This is a genomic window from Nocardiopsis alba DSM 43377 (assembly GCF_000341225.1).
Taxonomy (GTDB): Bacteria; Actinomycetota; Actinomycetes; order Streptosporangiales; family Streptosporangiaceae; genus Nocardiopsis; species Nocardiopsis alba.
Map to the genome: position 1 here is coordinate 1 of NZ_ANAC01000013.1, position 23,234 is coordinate 23,234.

The following is a 23,234-nucleotide window of genomic DNA, read 5'->3' on the forward strand; positions in this document are numbered from 1 at the left end:
TGGAAGTCGTTCATCGCACCCCTTCAGAGATGGGGTGTTGCAACGACCGTTAGAACCTAAGCGAGCCTCGCGGGGGCCGAACACGGACCGCCCCGTCCCGGAACCGGCGGGACGGGGCGGTGAACGGGACGGCTCAGCCGTTGGTCCTGCGACGCTGGTCGCCGTGCTCCGGGGAGCGGGTGGGGGGAGGGGTCGAGGCGGGACGTTCGTGGGCCGCCCGGTAGCCCGCCCGGTACGCGGAGTTCCGGGTCTCGGGGGCCTCCTCGTCGCGGGTGGCCGAGGGCCAGCCGGCGGTGAGCCCGTAGACGACCACTATGTCGATGGCGATGACGATGGCCGACCAGAGCGGCATGGCGATCAGGAAGGCCAGTTGGGCCAGGGCGTTCACGGAGGCCAGGACGATACCGAAGATCCGGGCCCAGGCGCTGCCGGACAGGATCGCCAGACCGGCGACGACCATGACCACGCCCCAGCCTCCGAGCAGGAGGCCCCAGCCCTCGTACTCCAACATGAGCAGTCGGGACTCGTCGGCCAGGAAGAAGGCCGGGGTGAACATCGCGGTGAGCCCCTGGATGATGTTGATGGCGCCGATGACGACGAGCAGAGTGCAGACGAAGTACTGCCAACCGTTGGACGAGCGCATGGGGTGTGCTCCTTACCGGTCGTCCCGTCCGGCCGAACCGGTCGCCGGGGGACGGAACCTCGGATGGACACGGGCGAGCGGAGCCGAACGCCGCTCCTTCATGATGGGGCACGTCGGGCAAGGGGCACGGAAGCGGTTGCTTCGGATCGGGCAAAGTCATGTTTTCTCTGTATTTTCGAGCTGGTCAGTCCGTTACTACGTAATTTCGGATAATCGGCTATTCTGGCCGCGTGAGCGAACGATCGACACAGGAACGCCTCGCCGATCTGGAACGCCGGGTCGCCGAGCTGGAACGCGGCCCGGCCCCCTCCACGCCCGTATCGGAGGCGGAAGGGGCGAGGGCCGAGGACCTCTGGGTGCTGAAGGGGCTGGAGGAGACCGTCCCGGACGGGGTCGGAGCTGTGGTCTACGCGGGCCGCCTCGACGGGGACGACGGGCCCCTCGGCTGGCAGTACGGTCTGACCGTCGACCAGGTCGACGGGTTGGACTGGTCCGCCCTGTCCGGCACCCTCGACGCGCTCGGGCACCCGGTCCGTCTCGCGATCCTCAAGGCCGTCTGTTCGGGGGTCTCCACCGTGGCCGAACTCAAGGAGCGCGAGGGGTTCGGTACGACCGGGCAGATCTACCACCACGTCAACCTGCTGGCCTCCGCCGGATGGCTCACCACCCGCCGCCGCGGCCACTACGTGGTCCCCGCCGACCGCCGGGTGCCCCTCCTGGTCATCCTCACCGCGGCCAAGGGCGTTCTCTAGGAAAAAGGCCCTTAAAACCGTATCGGTCCCCTTTGTGAGAAAACCAAACAAAGGGGGCCACTCTCTTTTCCTCTGCTTTGTCGTCCGGGGAGAGGGATGCTCCGATCTGCCTTTCGGATGTGTTCCCGGGAAAGCTCCCACTCCCCTCTGAGGTGGTCTAACGTGAAATCCGGCCGCCTCGATCGACCCTTTCCGGGCTCCAGTGGAGACGCCCATGCCCGTGTGGTCGGGCGATGCGGCCCTTTCTCTCCCACCTCGCCCACGCAGCCAGGAAAATCACCATGACAGCACACCTGTCCGACCGGAAACGGCCCCTTCCGAGCCCCGGCCAACAGGCACTCGTCGCACTTCTGGTCGCCTCCGCGGTCATCGTTCCGGCCTGGTCCTGGACGGTGAGCGAGAGCCCCGATCCGGCCAGACCGGCCGTCGGCCTCTTCGGAGGGGTCGCCGCGCTCCTGCTGTGCGTCGCCGTGGCGGTGGCCGTCCACCAGGTCGCCATCGCCCGCAACGCCCGGGAACACGCGGCCCGGGTCGGCGCCGGGGCGCGTCTACTGGAGGAGGAGGCCGGCCGGGTCGTGGACGTCCTCCTTCCCGCCCTCTCCCACGCGGTGAGCGAGGGCAGGGCGGTCCACGACGTCCTGGGCGAGCACGCCCGCCCCGCACACCCGGCCATCGACCGCCTCTCCCACGCCGTCACCACGAGGATCGCCGGCGCCGAACGCCGCTCCGCCGAGGAACGGGACACGGCCGAGCGGATCGAGGAGCAGGTCGCCTCGCTCGCCGACCTCGACCTCCCCCTCATGCTGCTCCGCATCCGGCAGGACCGGCCCCTCGCGGAGGAGACCCTGAGCCGGGAGTTCCGCCGGGTCGACCCCGTCGTGGAACGGCTGCGCCGCCGCGTGCTCGGCGAACTCCTGGCCGCCGACCGCCGCCGCGACACGGCGATGCTCTCCGCCGCCGACGCGGGGGCGCGGCTCCAGGCCCACCTGACCACCCTGCTGGCCCAACTCCGAGGGTTGGAGGAACGCTACGGCGATCGCGCCGACGTCTTCACCGACCTGTTGGAGGTGGACCACAACGTCTCCCGCACCGGACGCCTGGCCGACGGCCTCGTCGTCCTGGCCGGCGGCCGCTCGGGACGACGCTGGACCCGGCCCATCGAGATGGAGAGCATCCTGCGCGGGGCCATGGGGCGGATCACCGCCTACCGCCGTGTCCGCCTCCACCACACCGGGACCACGGCCGTGGTCGGGCACGCCGCCGAGGGCGTCATGCAGGCGCTGGCCGAGGTCATGGACAACGCGGCCTGCTTCTCCGCCCACGACACCGACGTGCACGTCTACGCCCAGGAGGAGGACACCGGGGTCTCCATCACCGTCGAGGACAGCGGACCGGGGATCCGCCACCGGGAGCGCCGGCACATCGAGAGCCTTCTCGCCGAGCCCCGGGACCTGTCCACCCTGCCCGGCTCGCGGACGGGGCTGGCCGTGGTCGGCCGCCTGGCCGCCGCGTACGGGCTCAAGGTGAGCCTGCGTCCCTCGGCACGGGGCGGGCTCGGGGTCGTCATGCTGATCCCGCCCGCCCTCCTCACCGACGTGGGCCCTCGACCGGAAGCGGCGCCGGCCGAGGAGACGTTCGAGGGCGAGGACGTCGGAGCCCGGACCCACGAGGTCGCCCGGGAGATGTCCGGGGGAGGGGCCCGGCTCGGAGCGCCCGCCGGGGCCCGACCCGGGATCGAGCCGCAGGACGAGGACATCCGCCCCTCGATGCCCTGGGGGAACGGGACCGGCCTCTCCCGGGGACGGGCTCTGGCCGAGGAGGTCTGGGAACACCCCGATCGGCTCCACCCGGGATCGGACCCGTCCCCCCTCGGCGACCACGAGACGGCGCCCCCGTGGTGACGGTCGGGCCCGTCGGCGTGGAGAGCCCCGACCGGCTGTACACGGTCATCGGAGGGCGCCGCGGCGTCGACGTCGCCCTCGACCCGGTGTCCCTCGTCGTCGCCGAGTCCGGCCCCTCGCCCGACATGCAGTCCGAACACGTGGACATCCTGCGTCTGTGCGCCCGGCCGGTCGCGGTGGTGGAGCTGGCGGCCCGGCTCGGGCTCCCGCTGAGCGTCGTACGGATCCTTCTGGGCGACCTGCTCGATCGTGGGGCGGTGATCGCCCGCCACCCCGTGCCCCCGATCAACGGAGAGGGGACCCGGAACGACCCCGAGACCCTGAAACAGGTGCTCCATGCCCTCCAACGCCTCTGACCGGACAGCGACCGACGGGCCGCGCCCCGAAGGGACCGACGTGAACGACGACACGGGGGTCGTATCCCCCGGGACGGAGCCCGCGCGTTCGTCCCCCGACCACGAGCACGCCATGCGCCTGTACGGTCCCGAGATCGCGAGGGAACCCGAGGCGCTCTACGAGGAGATGCGCCGCAGGTTCGGTCCGGTGGCGCCCGTCCTCCTCGACGGGGACGTCCCGGCCTGGTTCGTCCTCGGCTACCGGGAACTGCACCACGTCACCCGCAGCCCCGAACGGTTCGCCCGCGACTGTCGGCGGTGGAACCTCTGGGAGAGCGTCGACGACGACTGGCCGCTGATGCCGTACGTGATGTGGACCCCCTCGGTGACGTTCACCGAAGGGGCCGAACACCGGAGGCGGATCGACGCGGTCGGCGACGCCTTGGGCGCCGTCCATCGGGCCGACCTGAACGCCCTGTGCCGTCAGGTCTCGGACATGCTCGTCGACCGGTTCGCCGGGGACGGGAGGGCCGACCTGATCGACCGGTACGCCCACCGGATCCCGGCCGAGGTGGTCGCCCGCCTGTACGGGATCCCGGAACAGGAGGTGCCCGACCTGGTCCAGGACGTCCTGGTCTCCCTGGACGTGACGCCGGAGGCGCCCCGCGCCCACCGCAGGCTCCGGGAACGCATGGTCCGGATGGTCATGGAACGGCGCGCCGACCCGAGGAACGACGTGCCCTCCCGCCTGCTGGCGCACGAGGCCGAGCTCACCGACGAGGAGGCCGTCGTCGACCTGCTCGTGGTCCTGACGGCGGCCCAGGCGCCCACCGGCGACTGGATCGGCAACACCCTGCGCCTCATGCTGCTCGACGGCGACTTCTCGCTCACCCTGCGAGGGGGACGCGGCAGCGTCGGCGAGGCGCTCAACGAGGTGCTGTGGAAGGACACCCCCACCCAGAACATCATCGGCCGCTGGGCGGTTCAAGCCTGTGAACTGGGAGGACGTAGGATCGAACGGGGGGATCTGCTGGTGTTGGGGCCTGCCGCCGCCCACTGCGACCCGCGCCTGGAGACCGGGGAGCCGCACGTCCACACCACGAACCGGGCCCAGATGTCGTTCGGCGCGGGCGAGCACGGCTGCCCCTTCCCGGCGCCGATGATCGCGGAGACGATCGCCCGCGTCGCGGTGGAGACCCTCCTGGACCGGCTGCCCGACGTGCGTCTCGCGGTGCCCTCGGAGGAGCTCCGTCGGCGCCCCTCGGTGTGGATGCGCGGCCTCCACGAACTCCCCGTGCTCTTCTCCCCGACCGGCCGCTGAGCCGCCCGGAGCCCTCGCGCGGCCCGTCCGGGGCCGGGCCGCGCGAGTCGAATCCGGTCAGTCGGCGCGGCGAGCGCGGGGGACCGGGGAGAACTCCAACGGCAGGGCCTCGAGCCCCCGGGTGAACAGCCCTCGCTCGACCGGCGCCGCGCCCTCGGCCGGGCGCAGGTCGGGCATGGCGTCGAGCAGGTCGTCGACGGCCACCCGGACCTCGGCCTCGGCCAGGAGGGCGCCCACACAGAAGTGCCGCCCCAGGGCGAAGGAGAGGTGCTCGGCCGCGGCCGAGAAGGACGTGGCCTCCGACAGCTCCTCCCGGAACAGGTCGAAGGCGTCGGGGTCGGCGAAGCGTTCGGGGTCGCGGTTGGCCGACCCGATCAGACAGGTGACGGTGGCGCCCCGGGGCACCGTTCCACCGTCGAACTCCACGTCCCGGGTGGCCTGACGCATGATCATCTGCACCGGCGGGGTGTAGCGCAGGGACTCGGCGAGGGCGCGGGGCACCAGCGAACGATCCTCGCGCAGGGCGGCCAGCTGTTCGGGATGGGCGATCAGGTTGGCGAACAGGGAGGACAGGGCCTTGTCGGTGGTCTCCCCGCCGGCGGCCAGAAGGAGGCTACAGAACGCCTTGATCTCCTCGTCGGTCATCCGGGTGCCGTCGACCTCGGCCAGGCAGAGCCGGGAGAGCAGGTCGTCGCCGGGGTCGTTCCGCCGCTCCCGGATGATCGGCAGCATGTACGCGGCCAGCTCGTCGTGGGTGCGCAGCCCGGCGGCGGTCACCTCGGGGTCCTGGGACAGGTTGCCGAGGAAGGCGATGATCGAGGTGTACCACTCGTGGAAGCGGTCGTGGTCGGCCCGGTCCAGACCCAGGATGTCCACGATGACGTTCACGGGGAACCGTGTCGCGTACTGGGAGACCAGGTCCACGCGCCCGGTGTCGCGGAAGGCGTCGACGAGCTCACGGCTGTTGCGTTCGATCACCGGCAGGAAGCGTTCGCTCAGGTCCCGCCCCCGGAAGGCGGGCGCGACCAGGGCCCGACGTACCGCGTGCTCACGACCGTCGAGCTGGAGGATGGTGCGCCCGTGGACCGGCTCCAACTGCCAGGCGTAGTTCTCGGTGGAGAACGCCCCCTCCCGGTCCTGGAACACACGGCGGACGTCGGCGTAACGGGACAGCACGTAACCGGAGGTGGGCTCGTGCCACAGCAGCGGGGCGTGCTCGCGCAGGAGCGCGTAGGCGGAGTAGGGGTCGTCGTGGAACTCGGGGGAGAGCAGATCCGGGATGTCGTGGGCGGTGGTCATGCGGGCACGCTCCGGTATCGAAGGGGAGGGTCACCCCCACGGTAGGGACGACCCGGCCCGTGATCCACTCCCGGCCCGCCGAGGGGCGGCCCGGGGACGGGCCCCGGGCCGGCGGTCAGTACTGGGAGGTCCGGACGATCTCCAGGATCTCGGGTGTCACCGGCTCCAGGGCGTCGTCGAAATCGTGATGCCGATCCACGTAACCGTGCACGTAGGGGCAGACCGGAACGATCCGCATCCCCAGCCCCCGCGTGTGGTCCAGAGCGCGCTCCACGAGCGTCCGGGCCAGTCCGCGCCCGGCGAAACGGTCCTCGATCTCGGTGTGGAAGAAGATGCGTCGGTTCCCCGCGTCCACGTACCGGGTGAACCCGGCGACCTCGCCGCCGTCGGTGATCGTGTACCTGTCGCCCGCGTCGGCGACGGTGGGCTGTGCGTCCGTCATGGCACCACTATGCCCGTTCACCCCGCCGGGGCCGAGCGAAGGGGACGGCGGGTCGCCCCCTCAACCGCCGGCCCGGTTCGTCCAGTCGGGCGGCAACCGGTCGGCCGGGCCCGGTACCGACTGGCTCTCCGGGTGGGAGGTCGGCGGGGCCAGCTCCGGTCCCCGGCCCACCGCCTCGGTGCGGAAGTCGTAGAACCATTCCTCGCCGGGCTCGAAGCTCTGGACGATCGGATGGCCGGTCCTGCGGAAGTGCATGGTCCCGTGCCGACCGGGAGAACTGTCGCAACAGCCCACGTGACCACAGGCGGCGCAGCGACGCAGATGCACCCACCAGCCGCCCTGCTCCGTGCACTCCTGGCAGCCGTTCCCGCTGGGCGGCACGGTCGGATCGATCTCGTTGCTCATGGCGTCACGTTAACCAGGGGGCACCCGGCGGGAACGGACCGCGCCCACTCCGGGCGCGTCATCCGTGGACCGCCGCCGGGCCGATGAGGGCGGCCCGATACCCTCGTGGCCGTCCACCCCCCGTCTCCGGCCCGAACCCCTGGAAGGCGCCCATGAGCGAGGAGCTGTCCGTCCACGTCGACGATCACGTCGGCGTCGTGGAGGTCCACCGTCCGCCCGACAACCACTTCTCCCTCGACGTGCTCACCGAGCTCGCCGACACCGTCGAGAGGCTGGTCGCCGACGGCGTCCGGGCCCTGGTCCTGTGCTCGGAGGGAAAGAATTTCTGCGCCGGTGTGGACTTCGCCTCGGGCGGGGTGGGCGACAGCCCCGTGCACACGCTCAGCGCCATCTACGGTCAGGGCCTGCGCCTGTACTCGCTTCCGGTCCCGGTGATCGCCGCCGTCCAGGGCGCCGCCGTGGGCGGGGGACTCGGCCTGGCCTGCTCCGCGGACTTCCGTGTGGCCTCTCCTGGAACCCGCTTCCACGCCAACTTCGGCCGCCTCGGACTGCACCAGGGGTTCGGGCTGAGCGTCTCCCTGCCCCGGATCGTGGGCGCCCAGAAGGCCGCCGACATGCTCTACACCGCCCGTCGGGTCCCCGGCGAGGAGGCGTACGCCATCGGGTTGGCCGACCTCCTGGTCGAGGACGGCGCGGTCCGCGAGGCGGCTCTGGAGTACGCCCATCGGATCGCCGCCTCCGCTCCGCTCGCGGTGCGTTCGATGAAGGCGACCATGCGCGCCGGGTTGCTCGCCGAGCTGCCCGCCGCCCTGGAACGGGAGATCGTCGAGCAGACCCGCCTGTTGGCGACCGAGGACAGCGAGGCCGGAGTGGCCGCCTCCCTCGCCCGTGTCGATCCGGTCTTCACCGGAGAGTGAGGATCCGGTCCGCTCCATGAGACGCGGGCGCGTGAATTCCTCGAATATCCACGGGCGGATACGTTCGCGGTTCCGGACGGCGGCTCCTATTTCGCGCGCCGTCCGGCGTTCGATCGTGGCGGAAATCCGTGCGGAGAAAGCGGAGAACGGACCACTTCGATCACCGAGGGTGATTATGCGAATGTTCCGGGGAACCACGCGCTTTCTCGGGGTATTCGTCGTCGACTTCGGTGACAAGCCGATCGTGACGGGCGGTGGAGCCGGGGGAGGGGGTGACCGCGAGCGGCCCCCGGCCGACCGTCCCGGTCCGGGACGGACGATCCCGCGTGCGTCGCCCCGTCGGGGCCGGGCACGGGATCAGATGAGCGGACGGCCCTCCTTGCGGGCCTCCTTCACGTCCTTGGCGAACCCGCGGACGATCGCCACGAGGACGCCGGCCACGAGGACCGGCCAGATGAGGACGTAGGCGGTGAGAATGGTCGCCGACATGATCAGTTCCCTTCGTTCTTCGTGGTGGTGGGCGCGGGCTCGTCCGTGTTCTCGTTGGCCTGCGTTCGCGGGTCGAGGCCACCGTCGTCGAAGTCCCCGGTGACCCGCTTGATGGTCTCGAAGTCGAAGTCCGCCTTGGAGCGCACCGACAGCGCCCAGCAGACGAGGAACGAGACCGCGTAGGCGACCAGGGAGCCGGAGAGCACCGCGTAGTCGCGGAGGAAGTCGAAACCGAACGGCAGGGTCGCCACGGTCGCGACCACGCCCACCCAGACCGCCGCCTTACGGCCGAAGAAACCGAAGGCCATGATGCCCAGCACCACGCCCACGCCCACGATCGCCAGGGCCTCGACGAGGACGGCCCAGACCCCGGTGAGCGCGATGAACTCGAACCGCACCGGCAGGAACATCGCGAGCGCGGCGAGCACCGAGACGGTGAAGGCGAGGTTGGTGACCTTCTTCCAGTAGAAGGAGGCGATGACGGGGAAGACGAGGCAGCCCCACAGCGCGCCCACGAACACGAGCAGGTCGAGGATGTTGAACCTCGCCGTCGCGAAGTACAGGGCGACGCCCGTCGCGACGACCATGGTGGCGCGGCCGATCAGCAGCATCGTCCTCGGGTTCGCCTTCTCGCGACCCACGGACTGGCCGTAGACGTCGGCCATGACGATCGAGCTCAGCGCCGCGAGGTCGGAGTCCGCGGTGGAGGACAGGGAGCCGATGATCATGAGGAAGGCCAGCCCCAGCAGGAGCAGCGGCAGGTATTCGGCGGCCATCTGCGGGAGCAGGTTGTTCACGTCTCCGTCGAGCGGCTGCACGCCCAGGTAGAGGGCCATGACGCCGACCATGCCCGCGCCGATCACGGTGGCGCCGTAGCCCACGGTCGCGGTGACGAAGGTGGGCTTGATCAGGTCCTCGCGCACCGCGAAGAGCCGCTGGGCGATGGTCTGGTTGCCGATCGCGTAGGCCAGCACCGCGGCGATGTAGGGCGCGCCCTGGTTCATGAACGCGTCCGAGGAGAAGAAGCTCTCCTGCTGCGGGGTGACGTTGCCCATGGCGCGGCCGGCCTCGAACATCTCGGAGCCGCCGGCGGCGAAGAAGATGACCGGGATGACGATCGCGGCGGCGCCGAGCATCGCCACGACCTGCACGAAGTCGGTCAGCACGGAGGCGCGGAAGCCGGACCAGAGGGTGTAGAGCAGCACGCCTCCGGCGACGATGGCGATGCCCGCGCCGAAGCTCAGCGGGGAGAGCATCGCGATGATCGCCCCGCCCGCGATGAAGTTCGACGTCAGGGAGATGACGGAGCCGAGGACGTTGGATCCGGCGAGCATGAGCTGCGAGGAACGACCGTGACGGGCGTACATGACCTCGGCCAGCGTGTGCGCCTTGGGCGCGACGGCGCGGATCCGTTTACCGAAGGGGTAGATGAAGAGGATCATCAGCGCGCCCCAGAGCCCGTAGTGGATGGGCCCGGCCACACCGTAGGTGTAGCCCGCGGTGGCCGAGGCGTACATCGAGGACGCCCAGATCCAGGTGGCGGTCATGGAGGCGGCGGAGATACCGAAGCCGATCCGGTTGCCGGCGGTCATGTAGCCGTCGGCGCTCTCCTTGCGCTTGGAAATCGCGACGGACATCCACATGGTGCCGCCGTAGAAGAGGAGAAGAAGGGCGAGCACGCCGGGCGTGCCCAACTGCGTGAGGGTGGATTCTTCAGAAAATGACTGCACTTAGTTTTCGATCTGTAGGGGACAGGACGGGTCGGTGCTCTCGCTCTGAGGGCGCGTTCCCATTCGGAGGGAATTGGGCGACCGTTCAGGAGAGCACGACAACTATGGGATGTTTCCATACAAAATCGCCGAAATCCAATGCGCGCTCACCGTAGAGCCCCTGGGTACGGCCTTGCGGGCCGCCGGAAGCGCGTGCGGCAGGGGGATCCGCGGGGCCGGCCGACCCGGTCCGACGGTCGCGGGGTCGGCCCCCTGGGAGCGGCTCCGACCTGGCACGAGGCGCCGTTGTCGTACCGTGCGGGCAGAGTGTGGGCATGGCACGCACTCTTCCCCTCACCCTGCCCGGCTCCCTCCTGCTGTCCGACATGGACGGTCCGGGCGCCTACTCCGGCGTCGAACACGTGTGCATGGACGTCTCCCCGAAGGGCGACCGGTACCTGCTGACCCGGATCCGCCAGATCTCCGCCGGCAGGAAGGAGGGGATGTGCGCCCACCTGATCTCCCGGTTCCGCCCCGACGGAGGGCTCGCCGGCAGACTCGGCCTCCACCTGTCCCGAGGGGTGGGAGAGCGGGAGACGTTGGGCGGGCTACCGACGACCATCGACGATCTGTGCGTCCTGCCCGACGGCTCCCTGGCCTTGACCGCCGCTCAAGGGGAGGTCTTCCTGGTCGACGCCGAGCTGCGGGGGACGATCGGCTCCTGGGGAGGGGACCGGTCCACCTCCTGGGACGAATGGGACGTCTCCGAACACCTGAGGGGCGGCTTCGCCACGCTGATCCGCACCACCCCTGCCGGGCGGCTCCTGTGCGTGGTCCCGGAACGGGAGGCCGGCGGGATGGGGACGCGACCCAACCTGATCGGGTTGGCCGAAGACCCCCTCACCGCCGAGGAACGGCCGACCGTAAGGATCATCAAGGCGTTGGTCGTCCCGGGGGACGGCCCGTTCACCGGGAAATGGGTCGCGGACGAGGGATCACCGCGCCTCCCCCACACGATCCACGACGGGGCACCGGCCGGACCGGGCAACCGCCCCACCCCGAGCCTCCTGACCGAGGTCCGGGACCGGGGCTGCGGCGGCGTCTGGTCTCTGTCGCCCCGCCGCGCCGATTTCCACTACGAGGCCTATCGGGTCCTCGCCGAGGACCGCTTCGTCATCCCCCTCTTCGAGAGCCCCCGACCCGACCGGTGGAGCTCCTACAGCTACGCCCTGATCGACGACCGAGGCACCCTGATCGGCGAACTGGAGAGCCCGGGGCGGGGAGACTCCTCCCCGATCCCGGGCGAGCACTACGCCGTCGTCACCGACCCGGCCCGAGGCCGCGCCTATCACGTCAACCATTCCGGCCTGTACATGTGGGACGCCGACGGTCGGCTGCTCGCCAGGCTGCCCACGACCGAGAAGGCCTACAAGGGGCTGCGGCACCTGAAGCCGATGGCCTGCGCCCCCGACGGCACCCTGATCCTGATCCGGCCCGAGCACGGCCTCATGCTCGACATCGAGATCCCGGACGACCTCGCCGACCTCGGCCCCGTCGTCGCCGAGGCCCTGGCCGACCACAACCGTCGACGCAACCGGCTCAAGAAGGAGTGGAAGCCCGTCGATTGGCGCTGGGTCGAAAACGAGGCGCCCCTCACCCATCTGTGAGAGGCGCCCGGCTCACAGCTCCACGTCGGGGCCGAACCAGGGCTCGACCGCCTCGTCCCAGGTCCCGTCGTGGAGGGCGATGTTCAACCACTGGTCGACGTAGTGCTTCATCACCTCGTCGCCTCGGGGCAGCATGAACGCCTTCTCGAAGTAGTCGAAGGGCTCCTCCGGATGGACGGCGCACAGCTCCTCGTACTCGTTGGCCACCCAGAGCGTCTCGGAGGCGTCGGTGGTCATGACGTCGGCGTTGCCCGCCACGATCTCGTCGAAGACGGTGTTGTTGTCGTGCCGGATGAGCGTGCCCTCCGGGTAGTGCTCCTCGGCGAAGATCTCGTTGGTGCCGCCGCTGGGCATGATCGAACGGACCCCGGGCCGGTTGATCTGCTCGATCGTCCGATAGTCGTCGACGTTCTCGCACAGGGTGATGGGGGTCTTGCCGTCCTCCATCACCGGCGCGGAGAAGTACACCTGACGGGAGCGGTCGGTACTGATCGAGATGCCGCCCACCGCGATGTCGCAGTCGGCGAGGAAGTCCTCCATCAGGTCGTCCCAGCTCGTCTGGACCCACTCGACCTCCACACCCAGGTCGTCGGCCAGATCGCGCGCCATGTCCACGTCGATGCCGACGAACTCGTCGGTCTCCGGGTCGAGATAGGTGAAGGGACGGTAGTCGCCGGTCGTGCACACCCGGATCACGCCCGTGTCCAGGACCCGGTCCAGACGGCTCTCGTCGGCGGCCTCCCCGGAGGGTTCCGCGTTCGGGGAGGCGCAACCCGCGAGGAGGGACACCGACAACAGGGGGACGACGAGGGCGCGTGGTCTCACGGGGGCTCCGAACGTTCTCACCGGACCCCGGGGCGAGGGAGGGGACCGGTCCGGGTGTGGCCCGGGTCATGCTAATCAGGGTGCGACGGCCTGACAACGGTGTGTCCACACCCTGGACACACCGCGGGCCCCGCCCTGGTGGACGGGGCCCGCGACGGGAGACGACGTCAGGAGAAGTCGTCGACGTTCTCCTCGGTGACGACCTCCACCGGCACCTTCACGGTCTCCTCGATCCGCTCACCCTCGATCACGGCGATCGCGTTGCGCACGGCGGCCCGACCCAGCTCGGCCGGCCGCTGGGCGATGGTGGCGTAGAGGACGCCCTCACCGACCGCGTCGACTCCCTCGGGGGTGCCGTCGAAGCCGATCACCACGGCCTCCTTCCCCGCGGAGGAGAGCGCCGCGGCCGCGCCCAGGGCCATCTCGTCGTTCTCCGCGAAGACACCGTCCACGTCGCCGTTGCTCTGCAACATGTTGGTCATCACGTCCAGACCGCGCGAACGGTCGAAGTCCGCGGGCTGCTGCGAGACGACCTCGATGTCGGGGAACTCGGCGATCCCCTCGGCGAAACCGGACCCGCGCTCACGGCTGGCGGAGGTGCCGGGGGTGCCCTGGAGCACCACGATCCGACCCTCCTCACCGAGCGCGTCGGCCATCACCCGGGCCGCCTCACGACCGCCCTCGACGTTGTCGGAGGCGACCAGGGTCTCCACCTCGGCGCCCTCGACACCGCGGTCGGCGGCGATCACCGGGATGTCGGCGTTGTTGGCGCCGCGCACCGGGGGGCCGGAGGCGTCGGAGTCCACCGGGTTGAGCACCATGGCGTCGACACCGGTGCTGATGAAGTTCTGGATCTGGTCGGCCTGCTGCGAGGCGTCGTCCTGGGCGTCGGTGACGATCAGGTTCACCCCGGCCTCGTCCGCCTCCTCCTGCGCGCCGTCGCGCATCTGGAGGAAGAACGGGTTGTTGAGCGTCGACAGCGACATCCCCACCCGGGGACCGTCGGAGGAGGAGTTCGGGACCAGGAAGGACAGCGCCCCCACGACCAGCGCGGTGACCGCGGCCGCGAGCGCGAGACGGACCCCGCGTCGACCACCGCCGACACCCGGACCGCCCGCGCCCGGACCACCGCCCGCGCCACCGGAACGGCGGCGCAGCGTGTCGAACAGGACGGCGAGCGCGATGACCACACCGATCACGACCTGCTGCCAGAACGCCGAGACCGAGAGCAGGTTGAGGCCGTTGCGCAGCACCGCGAGGATCAGCGCGCCGATCAGGGTGCCCAGGGCGGTGCCCACACCCCCGGCGAGGCTGGCGCCGCCGATGACGACGGCGGCGATCGCGTCGAGCTCGTAACCCTGGGCCGCCTGCGGCTGGGCCGAGGCCAGACGGGCCGCCAGGATGACACCGGCGACGGCCGCGAACAGACCCGAGAGCGCGTAGATGCCCAGCTTCTGCCGCTCGACCCGGATCCCGGACAGGCGGGCCGCCTCCTCGTTGCCGCCGATCGCGTACATCGCGCGCCCGGTGAAGGTCCGGCGCAGGATCACGGCGGTGACCAGACCCATCAAGAGCATGATCAGCACGGGGACGGGGAACCACCCGCCGAGGGAGTCGCCCAGACGGGCCACCGGGTCCGGCAGCGCGATCGGGCTGCCCTCGGAGATCACCAGGGAGAGCCCGCGTCCGATGGAGAGCATCGCCAGAGTGGCGATGAACGGCGGAAGCTTGCCGTAGGCGATCAGGGCCCCGTTGACCAGACCGCAGGCGGTACCCGTGGCGGCGGCCAACACCACGGCCAGCCAGATCGGCACCCCGTCGATCGCGGCGAGGAAGGCCAGCGCCGTCGCCGACAACGCCGCCACCGACCCCACCGACAGGTCGATCCCGCCGGAGATGATGACGAAGGTGACGCCGAAGGCCAGGACCGCGATGACGGCCGCCTGGACACCGACGTTCAGAAGGTTCTGCGCGGTCAGGAAGTCGCCGGAGAGCAGCGACATGACCACGACCAGGACGGCCAGCGCGGTCAGGGCCCCGTTCTCCAACAGGAAACGGCCGACGACGGACCGGGCGCCGCCGCTCTTTGCTGTGTCAGTGGCCATTCCGGCCCTCCACTACGTTCTCTTCGGGGTCGGTGGCGACGGCCAGGGACATCACGGCGTCCTGTGTGGCCTCCTCTGCGGAGAGCTCACCGGTGACGCGGCCCTGGGCCATGACGAGGATCCGGTCGCTCATCCCCAGGACCTCGGGGAGGTCGCTGGAGATCATCAGGACCGCGTGACCGGAGGCGGTCAGTTCGTTGACGAGACGGTAGATCTCGACCTTGGCGCCGGCGTCGACGCCCCGGGTCGGCTCGTCGAGGATCAGCACCTTGGAGTCGGCGAGCAGCCACTTGCCGATGACGACCTTCTGCTGGTTGCCGCCCGAGAGCGTGCGCACGTGCTGGTCGATGCCGGACATACGGACACCGAGTTCGCCGGCGATCCGCCGGGCCGAGGCCCGCTGCCCGGCCAGGTCCACGAACCCGACCCGGCTGGTCGGGCCGAGGGTGACCAGGCCCAGGTTCTCCTCCACCGAGGCGTCCAACACCAGGCCCTGGCCCTTGCGGTCCTCGGGCACCAGCCCCAGACCCGCGCCCATGGCCGCGTTCACGTCGCCGCCGGGGATCCGTCGGCCCAGGACCTCGACCGTTCCCGAGTCGTAGGGGTCGGCGCCGAAGACGGCGCGGGCCACCTCGGTGCGTCCGGCGCCGACCAGACCGGCCAGTCCGACGACCTCGCCGGCCCGTACGTCCAGGTCGATGTCGTGAAAACGACCGGCCCGGGTCAGACCCCGCACGCTCAGCAGCGGCTCGCCCGCCTCGGGGCGCTCACGCGGGTACTGCTCCTCGATGTCGCGACCCACCATGAGGCGCACCAGCTCGTCCTGGGGCGTGGACGCCGCCACCCGGTCGATCGAACGGCCGTCGCGCAGTACCGTCACACGGTCGCCGAGCGCGGCGATCTCCTCCAGGTGGTGGGTGATGAAGACGATGCCCACGCCCTCGTCGCGCAGCCTTCGGGCGATCGCGAAGAGCCGCTCGACCTCCTCGGTGGTCAGCACGGCCGTGGGCTCGTCCATGATGAGGATCCCGGCGTCCAGACTGAGCGCCTTGGCGATCTCCACCATCTGGAGTTGGGCGATACCGAGACCGCGGACCTTGGCGCGCGGGGACACGTCCACGCCCACCCGGTCCAACAGCAGGGCCGCCTCGGCCTCCATGCGGCGATGGTCGATGAGCCCGAAACGTCGAGGCTGACGTCCCAGGAAGATGTTCTCGGCCACCGTCACGTCGGGGACCAGGTTGAACTCCTGGTAGATGGTGGCGATGCCCAGCCGCGCGGCGTCCTGGGCGTCACGGATGACCACCTCCTCGCCCCTGACCAGTACACGCCCCCGGTCGGGGCGATGGGCACCGGAGAGCACCTTGATGAGGGTGCTCTTGCCGGCCCCGTTCTCGCCCAGGAGGACGTGCACCTCGCCGCGACGGAGGTCGAAGTCGACCTCGTCGAGGGCGACCACCCCGGGAAAGGCCTTGCGCACCCCCTCGATGCGCAGCAGTTCGTCCGGACTACTCACGTGCGGCTCCTCCGCTCGGGGTTCGGGGATCGGGCTCGCCGCAGGAGCGGCGTACGACGAGATGGGCGGGCAGGACCGTGGAGGAGGCGGCCCCGCCCTCGACGAGGTCGGCCAACGCCCGTACGGCCACCCGTCCCAGCTCCGCCGTGGGCTGGGAGATCGTCGTGATCGGCGGATCGGTGTGCGAGAACCACGGGATGTCGTCGAAGGCGGCCAGACCGATGTCGTGGGGCACGCGCAGGCCGCGCTCCCCGATCGCGTCGAGGGCGCCCAACGCCATGAGGTTGTCGGTGGCGAAGACGACGTCGGGGCGTTCGGGCAGGTCCAGGAAGCGTTCCGTGGCCAGCCGACCGCTTTCGACCTGGAAGTCGCCGCGGCCGATGTAGGACTCCGGCAGGGGGATCCCGTGCGCGGCCAGGGTCTCGCGGAAGGCGTCCACCCGCTCGCGTCCGGTGGTCGTGGCGGTCGGACCGGTGATGATGGCGAGCCTGCGATGACCGAGCGAGCACAGGTGGTCGACCAGGTCCCGGATCGCGCCGCGCCCGTCGGAACGCACCACGGGGACGTCGACCCCGGGGATCCAACGGTCGACGAAGACCACCGGGGTGGGGCCCGAGGCCGCCTCCAGGGTCCTGGGGGAGTGGCCGTCGGCGGGGGAGACGAGAAGACCGTCGATCCGGCGCTCCAGCAGGTTGCGGACGTGGTGGTCCTCCAGGTCGGCCCGCTCGTCGGCGTTGCCGATGATGACGCTGTAGCCCAGCGCCCGGGCCTCCTCCTCCACGGACCTGGCCAACTCGGTGAAGTAGGGGTTGAGGACGTCGCTGATGACCAGGCCGATCGTGCCGGTCCGGTGGGTGCGCAGTGAACGCGCCACGACGTTGGGGCGGTAGCCGAGGGCGTCGGCGGCGGCGAGGACCCGCTCACGGGCCGCGTCGCTGACGGACGGGTTCCCGTTGAGCGCCCGGGACACCGTGGCCACGGACAGTCCCGCGGCCTCGGCGACGTCCTTGATACCCACCATCGCGTCCCCCACCTCCTTCGTGCGTTCCAGGGCGGCACCGTCGAGAACGGTGCGTGTAAACGTTTACATGATAGGAAACGACAACACCAGGGGTGCAGGGCACAGAAGTTCACAGGGGTGCCGGAGAGGGCGCCGGGCCGGTGGGTACGGGCTTTCCGGCGCCGACGTGCTTCCGGTCACATCCCTCCGGGGGTGGGGGAGGCTCCCCCTCTCGCCTCACCGGCACCGCGGCCGGGATCGACTCGCCCAGGCACGCTGCGTGCCGCCCGACCTGCGACGTCGTATCCTGACCGGGCCCGCCCTCGACCCCCGCGACCGGCGTCACGACCCCTGGGCGGAGCTCGGCGCACCCCCTCGGCGGCCCCGGACGGCTTCCCGGTCGTCACGGAACGTGTTCGAACATGCTCGGATCACGCGTGGAGATCGCGGGTCACGGTGAAGACGACACAAGGAGCCCGCCATGGCCGTCATCGATACCGATCGCGATCTCGTCGCGCTCATCAACACGTTCACGGTCGAACCCCGTGACCAGGAGAGGCTGGTGGAACTCCTGCACGAGGCGACGGAGGACGTCATGCGCCACTTCCCCGGCTTCGTCTCGGCCAACGTGCACGTCGGCCTCGACGGCACCAAGGTGTGCAACTACGCGCAGTGGGAGAGCGAGGAGCACTTCACCAAGGCGATCGAGCACCCGGACGCCCAGCCGCACTTCACCCAGTGCAGGGCGATCGCGACCTCCGTGTCCGCGCTGTACCGGCTGCGGTTCACCGAGGGCGGATGATCGAGGAGGGCGCTCCGGGCCCGGGCCCGGAGCGCCCTCCGTTCGGGTGCCGTCCGACCGGCGGCGTGGTCCTGGGGAGGCCCTAATCGGAGCCGTTCCCCCCGGGGGAGGCCAGGATGTGCTCGGCCATCAGGCGCTCGGCCTCGGCCCCGTCCCTCTGAGCGAAGGCCTCCAACATCCGCCCGTGCGCGTTCAGGTACAGGGTGGCCCTGGCCGGATCCTTCCAGCGCGAGACGGTCTCCAGGATGGGGTTGTTGCGCCGTAGGGAACGGACATGTCCACCCAGGAAGGCGGGGCCTCCCACATCGGCGACCATCTGGTGGAACAGGTGACTGTCCCGGGCCAGATCCTGTGAGTCGGCCGATTCGCGTCCGGAGACCATGCGGTCGTGCACCTCCGTGAGCTCGGCCAGCTGGGCGTCGGTGATCCGTTGGGCCGCCAGGCGCGCGCTCAGACCCTCGACCGCCGCGCGCAGCTGTCGGAGTTCCTCGGCTGCCTCGACGCCGAGCGCGGAGACGGTGGCGCCATGGTGCGCGCGGTAGGTCACCAGGCCGTCACTCTCCAGGCGGCGCAGCGCCTCGCGCACGGGGGTGATGGAGACCCCGAGACGGGTGGCGACCTCGTCCTGGTTGACGGAGGCGCCGGGGGGATGGACCCCGTTCACGATCTCGTGTCGCAGCGTCTCGTGGACGTACTCGGCCTTGCTCGTCGGGGGGCGCCCGGTGCGCGGGAGCCCCGCCGTCTCCCCGCTACCAGAGGCGGACAAAAGAGGACCTCCCTGTCGACACGATGTTCATGGAACCAAGCTTAGAGGCCCGGCGCCCCCACCCCGCCGGGGTCCCGGGTGGTTCGTCGGAGGCGACCCCCTTGCGCCTGTTTATATATCTTATAGGTTGTTTGATATGAGATCACTGAGCAACCTGAAGGTCGTCGACGCTGCCACGCTCTTCGCGGGTCCGATGGCCGCCACCTACCTGGGTGACTTCGGGGCCGAGGTCGTGAAGGTCGAGCACCCCCGTCGCGGCGACCCCGCCCGGGGGCACGGGCCCACCAAGAACGGGGTCGGGCTCTGGTGGAAGATGCTGGCCCGCAACAAGCGCACGACCACGCTCGACCTCTCCCGGCCCGAGGGGCAGGAGGTCGCGCTCCGTCTGCTGGACGAGGCCGACGTCCTCATCGAGAACTTCCGCCCCGGCACCCTCGAACGCTGGAACCTCTCCCCCGAGACGCTTCTCGAACGCAACCCCCGGCTCATCATCGCCCGCGTCACCGGGTTCGGACAGAAGGGGCCGATGGCCCACCGCCCGGGCTTCGGCACCCTCGCCGAGGCCATGAGCGGCTTCGCCTCCATGACCGGGCAGCCGGACGGTCCGCCCACACTCCCACCCCTGGCCCTGGCCGATGGGATCGCGGCGCTGGCCGTGGCCTACGCCGTCATGGTCGCCGTGCACCACCGTGAGGAGACCGGTAGAGGCCAGGTGATCGACCTGGCCATCATCGAGCCGATCCTCACGGTCCTCGGCCCCCAGCTCACCGCCTACCACGCGACCGGGGCGATCCCGGAGCGGACCGGCAACCGGTCCACCAGCAACGCGCCCCGCAACACCTACCGGACCCGGGACGGCCGCTGGCTGGCGATCTCGACCAGCGCCCAGTCCATCGCGGAGCGCGTGATGCGCCTGGTGGGTCGCGAGGACCTGGTGGACGAACCCTGGTTCGCGTCCGGCCGCACCCGCTACGAGCACGCCGACGAACTCGACGAGGCCGTGGGCGCCTGGATCGCCGCGCGCGACGCGGACGAGGTGATCGAGGAGTTCGACCGGGCGCAGGCGGCCATCGCGCCGATCTACGACGCGTCCGACATCGCCACCGATCCGCAGTACCGGGCCCTGGAGACGATCGTGCACGTCCCGGACGACGAGCTCGGGAGCGTGGCCGTCCAGAACGTGCCCTTCCGTATGTCCGAGAGCCCCGGCGAGATCCGGTGGGTGGGTCCGCCCAAGGGCCGTCACACCGACGAGGTGCTGGCGGAGCTCGGCTACTCCGAGGAGGCCCGGACCGGGCTGCGCGAAGCGGGGGTCATCTGATGAGCGCCGTGCAGACGCCCCTGGTCACGTGGCTCTACGTGCCCGGCGACCGGCCCGAGCGCTTCGCCAAGGCGATGGCCTCCGGAGCGGACGCGGTCATCCTGGACCTGGAGGACGCGGTCCTGCCGCCGGTCAAGGACGCGGCCCGGCGCCACGTGCGGGACTTCCTCGAGACCCGCCGCGCGGAGCCGGTCGGCGATGGGGCGCGGGTGCACGTCCGGGTCAACGCGCCGCACAGCGAGTGGTTCGCGCTCGACGCCGCCGCCGTGGCGGCGGGGGGAGCGGACGGGGTCCGGGTGCCCAAGATCGAGTCGGCGGAGGACGTCGACCTCGTCGTCGAAGCCGTCGGTGAGGGCGTGCCCGTGGACTGCCTCCTGGAGTCCGCGCGGGGGGTGGAGAACGTCTCGGAGATCGCGGCGCACCCCGCCGTGCGCTCGTTGGCCCTGGGCGAGGCGGACCTGACCGCCGAGCTGGGGCTCAGGGGCGACGAGGCCTTCTCCTGGCTGCGGACCCGCATCGTCGTCGCCTCGGCCGCCGCCGGGCTGGCGGCACCGGGCATGGCGGCCTACATCGAAGTCCGGGACACGGAGGGCCTGTACCGCTCCTGCCTGCGTGGGCGAGACATCGGACTCTTCGGCCGGACCGCGATCCACCCCCGCCAGGTGCCGGTGATCCGGCGGGCCTTCACCCCCTCCGAGGAGGAGGTGTCCCGTGCCCGCCAGATCGCGGAGGCGGCCGAGTGCGCCTCCGTCGGGTCGGCCCGCGGAGGCGGCGCGATCGCCCTGGCCGATGGTCGCTTCATCGACGCGCCGGTGGTGACGGCCGCCCTGCGCACACTCGCCCTGGCCGAGAGCATCGCCGAACGGGGGGCGGACTGAGGTCAGGCCCCGTCCCCTGAGGCGGGACGGTCCGTTTCCCACCCCCGCCTCAGGGCCCCGAAGTGCCCCGCTCGCCGAACGAATCGCGGTGGGGCGCGCCACGCGTGCCTGGAGCGTGCCCTCGGTCATGTGCGTGGTGTGACCGCTTCATCGCAGGTCAAGAGATTTCCGGCCAACGGTTGACGTTCGACGTAACCTGGGACACACTTCACACAGCGAACTTAAACTTCACTGTTTGAAACGTTGTTTCATTCAGGTGAAAAGTGTCGACATGCGGGCGAGGACGACCTCCCCATCGGGCCGACCGTTCGATTCCTCCGAGCGGTGCGCGCCATCGCCGGCGTAATCCGCGACGCCGTCCCCACATCACCGAGCTCGGGAGCCTCCCATGCCCTCTGCACTCTTGGCCTTGGCCGCCTTCATCGCGGTCATCATCGTCTGGAGCGCCGTCTTCAAGAGGAACATGGGCGAGGCCATGTTCCTCGGCTTCATCGCCACCTGCCTGTTCGCGGGAGGGGACTTCTTCGGAGCGATGGTCTCCGGTCTCGTGAACACCACCTCGAACGAGGTCATCTACGCCGCGCTGGCCTTCGTGTTCATGGCCTACATGATCGAGCGCACCGGCCTCATCAACAAGATCCTCGACATCCTCAACGCCGCCTTGGGGCGACTACGGGGCGGCCCCGCCTACGTGGACATCGTGGCGTCCGGAGTGATGGGGGCGCTGTCGGGCTCCAACTCGGGCAACGTCGCCTCCACCGGTTCGGTCACCGGGCCCTGGATGGTGCGCAACGGCTTCAGCAGGGCGCGCGCGGCCACGATCCTCGCGGGCAACGGGGGCATGGGCGCCGCCCTGCCGCCCAGTTCGTCCATGGTGATCATGCTCGGCTTCGCGGGCGCGGCCGTCTCGACCGGGGACATCTACCTGGCCCTGCTGGTCACCGGTCTCTACCAGGTTCTGCATCGCCTCGTGGTGGCGTTCGCCTTCATCCGGGTGGACGGCGTACGGTCCGCGGAGGATCAGGCCCGTCTGCCGTTCGGTCGGGTGTGGCGCACCGGCTGGCCCGCCACCCTCATCTACCTCGGGGCCCTCATCCCGATCGCGGTGACCACCGGTCCGCTCTCGGAGTACCTGGGCTCGCCGGACCGCCTCGGGGACGCGCTCGGTGACATCTCGCTCATCACCTGGATCCCGATCCTGATCATCCTCATCGCCGCCATCGTCGGCCGCCGTGAGCTGCCGGGGAGCGCGCGCCAGTGGTACGACTTCGTGCTCGCGGCGATGCCGCGCCTGGGCACCATCGGCGCGCTGCTGATCTTCGCGATGGCCGCCAGCGGTGTGCTCGCGGACCTCGGCCTGGCCGAGGACGTCGAGCAGGTGCTGGGCTACTTCAACGCCGGGCCTTTCCTCATGGTGGCGTTGACCGTACTCCTGATCGCGATCGTCTCCATCCCCTTGACATCGACCGCCGCCCTCACCGCCGTGGGCCAGGTGTCCTTCCTCAGCCTCGTCGCCGTGGGTGTGGATCCGGTGATCGCGCTGGTCGTGCCGCTGGTGGCCGCCTCGACCGAGGGGTCCTCTCCGCCCTCCGCGCCGATCTTCATCGCCTCGGGGATCGTGCAGGTCAAGGCGGAGAAGACCTTCGTTCCGCTGATCCTGTTCTACCTCGTGCCCATCATCCTCCTGGCCTGCCTCGTGGGCTGGGGAATCCTGCCCATCTTCGTCGTCTGATCCACCGCGGTCCCAGGCGGGTGGCACGGCCATCCGCCCGAACAGAAAGGGGCACCCGATGTCCGAACGCAAACAGTCGCCGCGCCACCTCGCGCTGAGCATCCTCCGGGTCCTCTTCGTCGCGACGTTCGCCGCGTTCTTCCTCGTCGCGATCCTCATGGTGCTGGGGCAGCTGGTGGGGACCCTCCTGTCGCTGCCCGGGCTCGTCAGCGCGGCGTCCGACCACCTGCTGGTCCCCGCGGTGACCCTCGCGTCCACCTTCGGCGTCATCGCGTTCCTGGCCTCCTACCTCCAGAAGGACGACCAGGAGACCCCGGCGGCCTGACCCGCCGGTCCTCCCACTCGCTGAGGCGGGGCGCGGCCCGATCCAGGGCGGGCGCCCCGCCTCGAACCATCACCAAGAGTCACG

Annotated in this window: 22 protein-coding genes; 11 read left to right on the top strand and 11 right to left on the bottom strand. The window is 70.4% G+C overall.

Going from position 1 to position 23,234, the window contains the following annotated elements; translation table 11 throughout:
- Window positions 1-133: 133 nt before the first annotated feature.
- Window positions 134-643, bottom strand: coding sequence for a DUF7144 family membrane protein (locus tag D451_RS0114655; protein ID WP_014912597.1), 510 nt, complete (start codon window positions 641-643; stop codon window positions 134-136).
- Window positions 644-873: 230 nt separating this feature from the next.
- Here D451_RS0114655 and D451_RS0114660 point away from each other — a divergent pair, with 230 nt between their 5' ends.
- The 4 genes from D451_RS0114660 (at window position 874) to D451_RS0114675 (ending at window position 4,952) form a co-directional block, all read left to right on the top strand.
- The gene (locus tag D451_RS0114660; protein ID WP_017535006.1) at window positions 874-1,395 is read left to right on the top strand and encodes an ArsR/SmtB family transcription factor; all 522 of its coding nucleotides are present in this window, start codon (window positions 874-876) and stop codon (window positions 1,393-1,395) included.
- A gap of 281 nt (window positions 1,396-1,676) precedes the next feature.
- Window positions 1,677-3,296 carry a sensor histidine kinase gene (locus tag D451_RS0114665; protein ID WP_026125083.1) on the top strand — a complete coding sequence of 540 codons (1,620 nt, stop codon included), beginning with the start codon at window positions 1,677-1,679 and terminating at the stop codon, window positions 3,294-3,296.
- Complete coding sequence (locus tag D451_RS0114670) at window positions 3,290-3,652, top strand: DUF742 domain-containing protein (protein ID WP_017535007.1); 363 nt, start codon at window positions 3,290-3,292, stop codon at window positions 3,650-3,652. The genes D451_RS0114665 and D451_RS0114670 overlap by 7 nt, the downstream gene beginning before the upstream one ends.
- Window positions 3,653-3,692: 40 nt before the next feature.
- Entirely contained in the window at window positions 3,693-4,952 is a 1,260-nt protein-coding gene (locus D451_RS0114675; protein ID WP_017535008.1) for a cytochrome P450, read from the top strand.
- A gap of 57 nt (window positions 4,953-5,009) precedes the next feature.
- On the opposite strand, the gene D451_RS0114680 is transcribed toward D451_RS0114675, so the two are convergent.
- From D451_RS0114680 to D451_RS0114690, 3 genes are all read right to left on the bottom strand, one after another.
- Window positions 5,010-6,251 carry a cytochrome P450 gene (locus tag D451_RS0114680; RefSeq protein ID WP_017535009.1) on the bottom strand — a complete coding sequence of 414 codons (1,242 nt, stop codon included), beginning with the start codon at window positions 6,249-6,251 and terminating at the stop codon, window positions 5,010-5,012.
- Window positions 6,252-6,366: 115 nt separating this feature from the next.
- On the bottom strand, window positions 6,367-6,693 hold the full coding sequence (locus tag D451_RS0114685) for a GNAT family N-acetyltransferase (protein WP_017535010.1): 327 nt from the start codon (window positions 6,691-6,693) through the stop codon (window positions 6,367-6,369).
- 60 nt (window positions 6,694-6,753) lie between these two features.
- Entirely contained in the window at window positions 6,754-7,098 is a 345-nt protein-coding gene (locus D451_RS0114690; RefSeq protein ID WP_017535011.1) for a UBP-type zinc finger domain-containing protein, read from the bottom strand.
- Between the two features lie 152 nt (window positions 7,099-7,250).
- Here D451_RS0114690 and D451_RS0114695 point away from each other — a divergent pair, with 152 nt between their 5' ends.
- The gene (locus tag D451_RS0114695; RefSeq protein WP_017535012.1) at window positions 7,251-8,015 is read left to right on the top strand and encodes an enoyl-CoA hydratase/isomerase family protein; all 765 of its coding nucleotides are present in this window, start codon (window positions 7,251-7,253) and stop codon (window positions 8,013-8,015) included.
- A 357-nt stretch (window positions 8,016-8,372) separates the two neighbouring features.
- Here the strand turns inward: D451_RS0114695 and D451_RS28655 are convergent, their stop codons facing one another.
- Entirely contained in the window at window positions 8,373-8,504 is a 132-nt protein-coding gene (locus tag D451_RS28655; protein WP_014909044.1) for a putative transporter small subunit, read from the bottom strand.
- Window positions 8,505-8,506: 2 nt separating this feature from the next.
- The gene (locus tag D451_RS0114705) at window positions 8,507-10,198 is read right to left on the bottom strand and encodes a sodium:solute symporter family protein (protein ID WP_234305846.1); all 1,692 of its coding nucleotides are present in this window, start codon (window positions 10,196-10,198) and stop codon (window positions 8,507-8,509) included.
- A gap of 350 nt (window positions 10,199-10,548) precedes the next feature.
- Here D451_RS0114705 and D451_RS0114710 point away from each other — a divergent pair, with 350 nt between their 5' ends.
- Window positions 10,549-11,880, top strand: coding sequence for a hypothetical protein (locus tag D451_RS0114710; protein WP_017535014.1), 1,332 nt, complete (start codon window positions 10,549-10,551; stop codon window positions 11,878-11,880).
- Between the two features lie 12 nt (window positions 11,881-11,892).
- Here the strand turns inward: D451_RS0114710 and D451_RS0114715 are convergent, their stop codons facing one another.
- The 4 genes from D451_RS0114715 to D451_RS0114730 all read right to left on the bottom strand — a co-directional run bounded on the left by D451_RS0114715 (window position 11,893) and on the right by D451_RS0114730 (window position 17,347).
- The gene (locus tag D451_RS0114715; protein ID WP_017535015.1) at window positions 11,893-12,705 is read right to left on the bottom strand and encodes a transporter substrate-binding domain-containing protein; all 813 of its coding nucleotides are present in this window, start codon (window positions 12,703-12,705) and stop codon (window positions 11,893-11,895) included.
- Between the two features lie 167 nt (window positions 12,706-12,872).
- On the bottom strand, window positions 12,873-14,810 hold the full coding sequence (locus D451_RS0114720) for an ABC transporter permease/substrate-binding protein (protein WP_017535016.1): 1,938 nt from the start codon (window positions 14,808-14,810) through the stop codon (window positions 12,873-12,875).
- On the bottom strand, window positions 14,800-16,326 hold the full coding sequence (locus D451_RS0114725) for a sugar ABC transporter ATP-binding protein (RefSeq protein ID WP_017535017.1): 1,527 nt from the start codon (window positions 16,324-16,326) through the stop codon (window positions 14,800-14,802). The genes D451_RS0114720 and D451_RS0114725 overlap by 11 nt, the downstream gene beginning before the upstream one ends.
- Window positions 16,319-17,347, bottom strand: coding sequence for a LacI family DNA-binding transcriptional regulator (locus tag D451_RS0114730; RefSeq protein ID WP_014912817.1), 1,029 nt, complete (start codon window positions 17,345-17,347; stop codon window positions 16,319-16,321). The genes D451_RS0114725 and D451_RS0114730 overlap by 8 nt, the downstream gene beginning before the upstream one ends.
- 460 nt (window positions 17,348-17,807) lie before the next feature.
- On the opposite strand from D451_RS0114730, the gene D451_RS0114735 reads away from it, so the two are divergent.
- Window positions 17,808-18,128 (top strand): antibiotic biosynthesis monooxygenase family protein, encoded by a 321-nt coding sequence (locus D451_RS0114735; protein WP_014908423.1) that lies wholly within the window; start codon window positions 17,808-17,810, stop codon window positions 18,126-18,128.
- Window positions 18,129-18,210: 82 nt separating this feature from the next.
- Here D451_RS0114735 and D451_RS0114740 read toward each other — a convergent pair whose 3' ends face one another.
- The gene (locus tag D451_RS0114740; RefSeq protein WP_017535018.1) at window positions 18,211-18,894 is read right to left on the bottom strand and encodes a GntR family transcriptional regulator; all 684 of its coding nucleotides are present in this window, start codon (window positions 18,892-18,894) and stop codon (window positions 18,211-18,213) included.
- Between the two features lie 136 nt (window positions 18,895-19,030).
- Between D451_RS0114740 and D451_RS0114745 the strand changes: the two genes are divergently transcribed.
- The 4 genes from D451_RS0114745 to D451_RS0114760 all read left to right on the top strand — a co-directional run bounded on the left by D451_RS0114745 (window position 19,031) and on the right by D451_RS0114760 (window position 23,150).
- Entirely contained in the window at window positions 19,031-20,215 is a 1,185-nt protein-coding gene (locus tag D451_RS0114745; protein ID WP_017535019.1) for a CaiB/BaiF CoA transferase family protein, read from the top strand.
- Window positions 20,215-21,093 (top strand): HpcH/HpaI aldolase/citrate lyase family protein, encoded by an 879-nt coding sequence (locus D451_RS0114750; protein WP_017535020.1) that lies wholly within the window; start codon window positions 20,215-20,217, stop codon window positions 21,091-21,093. The genes D451_RS0114745 and D451_RS0114750 overlap by 1 nt, the downstream gene beginning before the upstream one ends.
- 388 nt (window positions 21,094-21,481) lie before the next feature.
- On the top strand, window positions 21,482-22,825 hold the full coding sequence (locus D451_RS0114755; protein ID WP_017535021.1) for a TRAP transporter large permease subunit: 1,344 nt from the start codon (window positions 21,482-21,484) through the stop codon (window positions 22,823-22,825).
- Window positions 22,826-22,883: 58 nt separating this feature from the next.
- Window positions 22,884-23,150: a membrane protein gene (locus D451_RS0114760; RefSeq protein WP_017535022.1), complete on the top strand. Its 267-nt coding sequence runs from the start codon at window positions 22,884-22,886 to the stop codon at window positions 23,148-23,150.
- Window positions 23,151-23,234: the final 84 nt, after the last annotated feature.

Bases quoted from the DNA above. Each gene is read 5' to 3' on its own strand.
- D451_RS0114655 (WP_014912597.1), bottom strand. From the start codon at position 643: ATGCGCTCGTCCAACGGTTGGCAGTACTTCGTCTGCACTCTGCTCGTC.
- D451_RS0114665 (WP_026125083.1), top strand. From the start codon at position 1,677: ATGACAGCACACCTGTCCGACCGGAAACGGCCCCTTCCGAGCCCCGGC.
- D451_RS0114680 (WP_017535009.1), bottom strand. From the start codon at position 6,251: ATGACCACCGCCCACGACATCCCGGATCTGCTCTCCCCCGAGTTCCAC.
- D451_RS0114685 (WP_017535010.1), bottom strand. From the start codon at position 6,693: ATGACGGACGCACAGCCCACCGTCGCCGACGCGGGCGACAGGTACACG.
- D451_RS0114690 (WP_017535011.1), bottom strand. From the start codon at position 7,098: ATGAGCAACGAGATCGATCCGACCGTGCCGCCCAGCGGGAACGGCTGC.
- D451_RS0114695 (WP_017535012.1), top strand. From the start codon at position 7,251: ATGAGCGAGGAGCTGTCCGTCCACGTCGACGATCACGTCGGCGTCGTG.
- D451_RS28655 (WP_014909044.1), bottom strand. From the start codon at position 8,504: ATGTCGGCGACCATTCTCACCGCCTACGTCCTCATCTGGCCGGTCCTC.
- D451_RS0114710 (WP_017535014.1), top strand. From the start codon at position 10,549: ATGGCACGCACTCTTCCCCTCACCCTGCCCGGCTCCCTCCTGCTGTCC.
- D451_RS0114720 (WP_017535016.1), bottom strand. From the start codon at position 14,810: ATGGCCACTGACACAGCAAAGAGCGGCGGCGCCCGGTCCGTCGTCGGC.
- D451_RS0114730 (WP_014912817.1), bottom strand. From the start codon at position 17,347: ATGGTGGGTATCAAGGACGTCGCCGAGGCCGCGGGACTGTCCGTGGCC.
- D451_RS0114735 (WP_014908423.1), top strand. From the start codon at position 17,808: ATGGCCGTCATCGATACCGATCGCGATCTCGTCGCGCTCATCAACACG.
- D451_RS0114745 (WP_017535019.1), top strand. From the start codon at position 19,031: ATGAGATCACTGAGCAACCTGAAGGTCGTCGACGCTGCCACGCTCTTC.
- D451_RS0114750 (WP_017535020.1), top strand. From the start codon at position 20,215: ATGAGCGCCGTGCAGACGCCCCTGGTCACGTGGCTCTACGTGCCCGGC.
- D451_RS0114755 (WP_017535021.1), top strand. From the start codon at position 21,482: ATGCCCTCTGCACTCTTGGCCTTGGCCGCCTTCATCGCGGTCATCATC.
- D451_RS0114760 (WP_017535022.1), top strand. From the start codon at position 22,884: ATGTCCGAACGCAAACAGTCGCCGCGCCACCTCGCGCTGAGCATCCTC.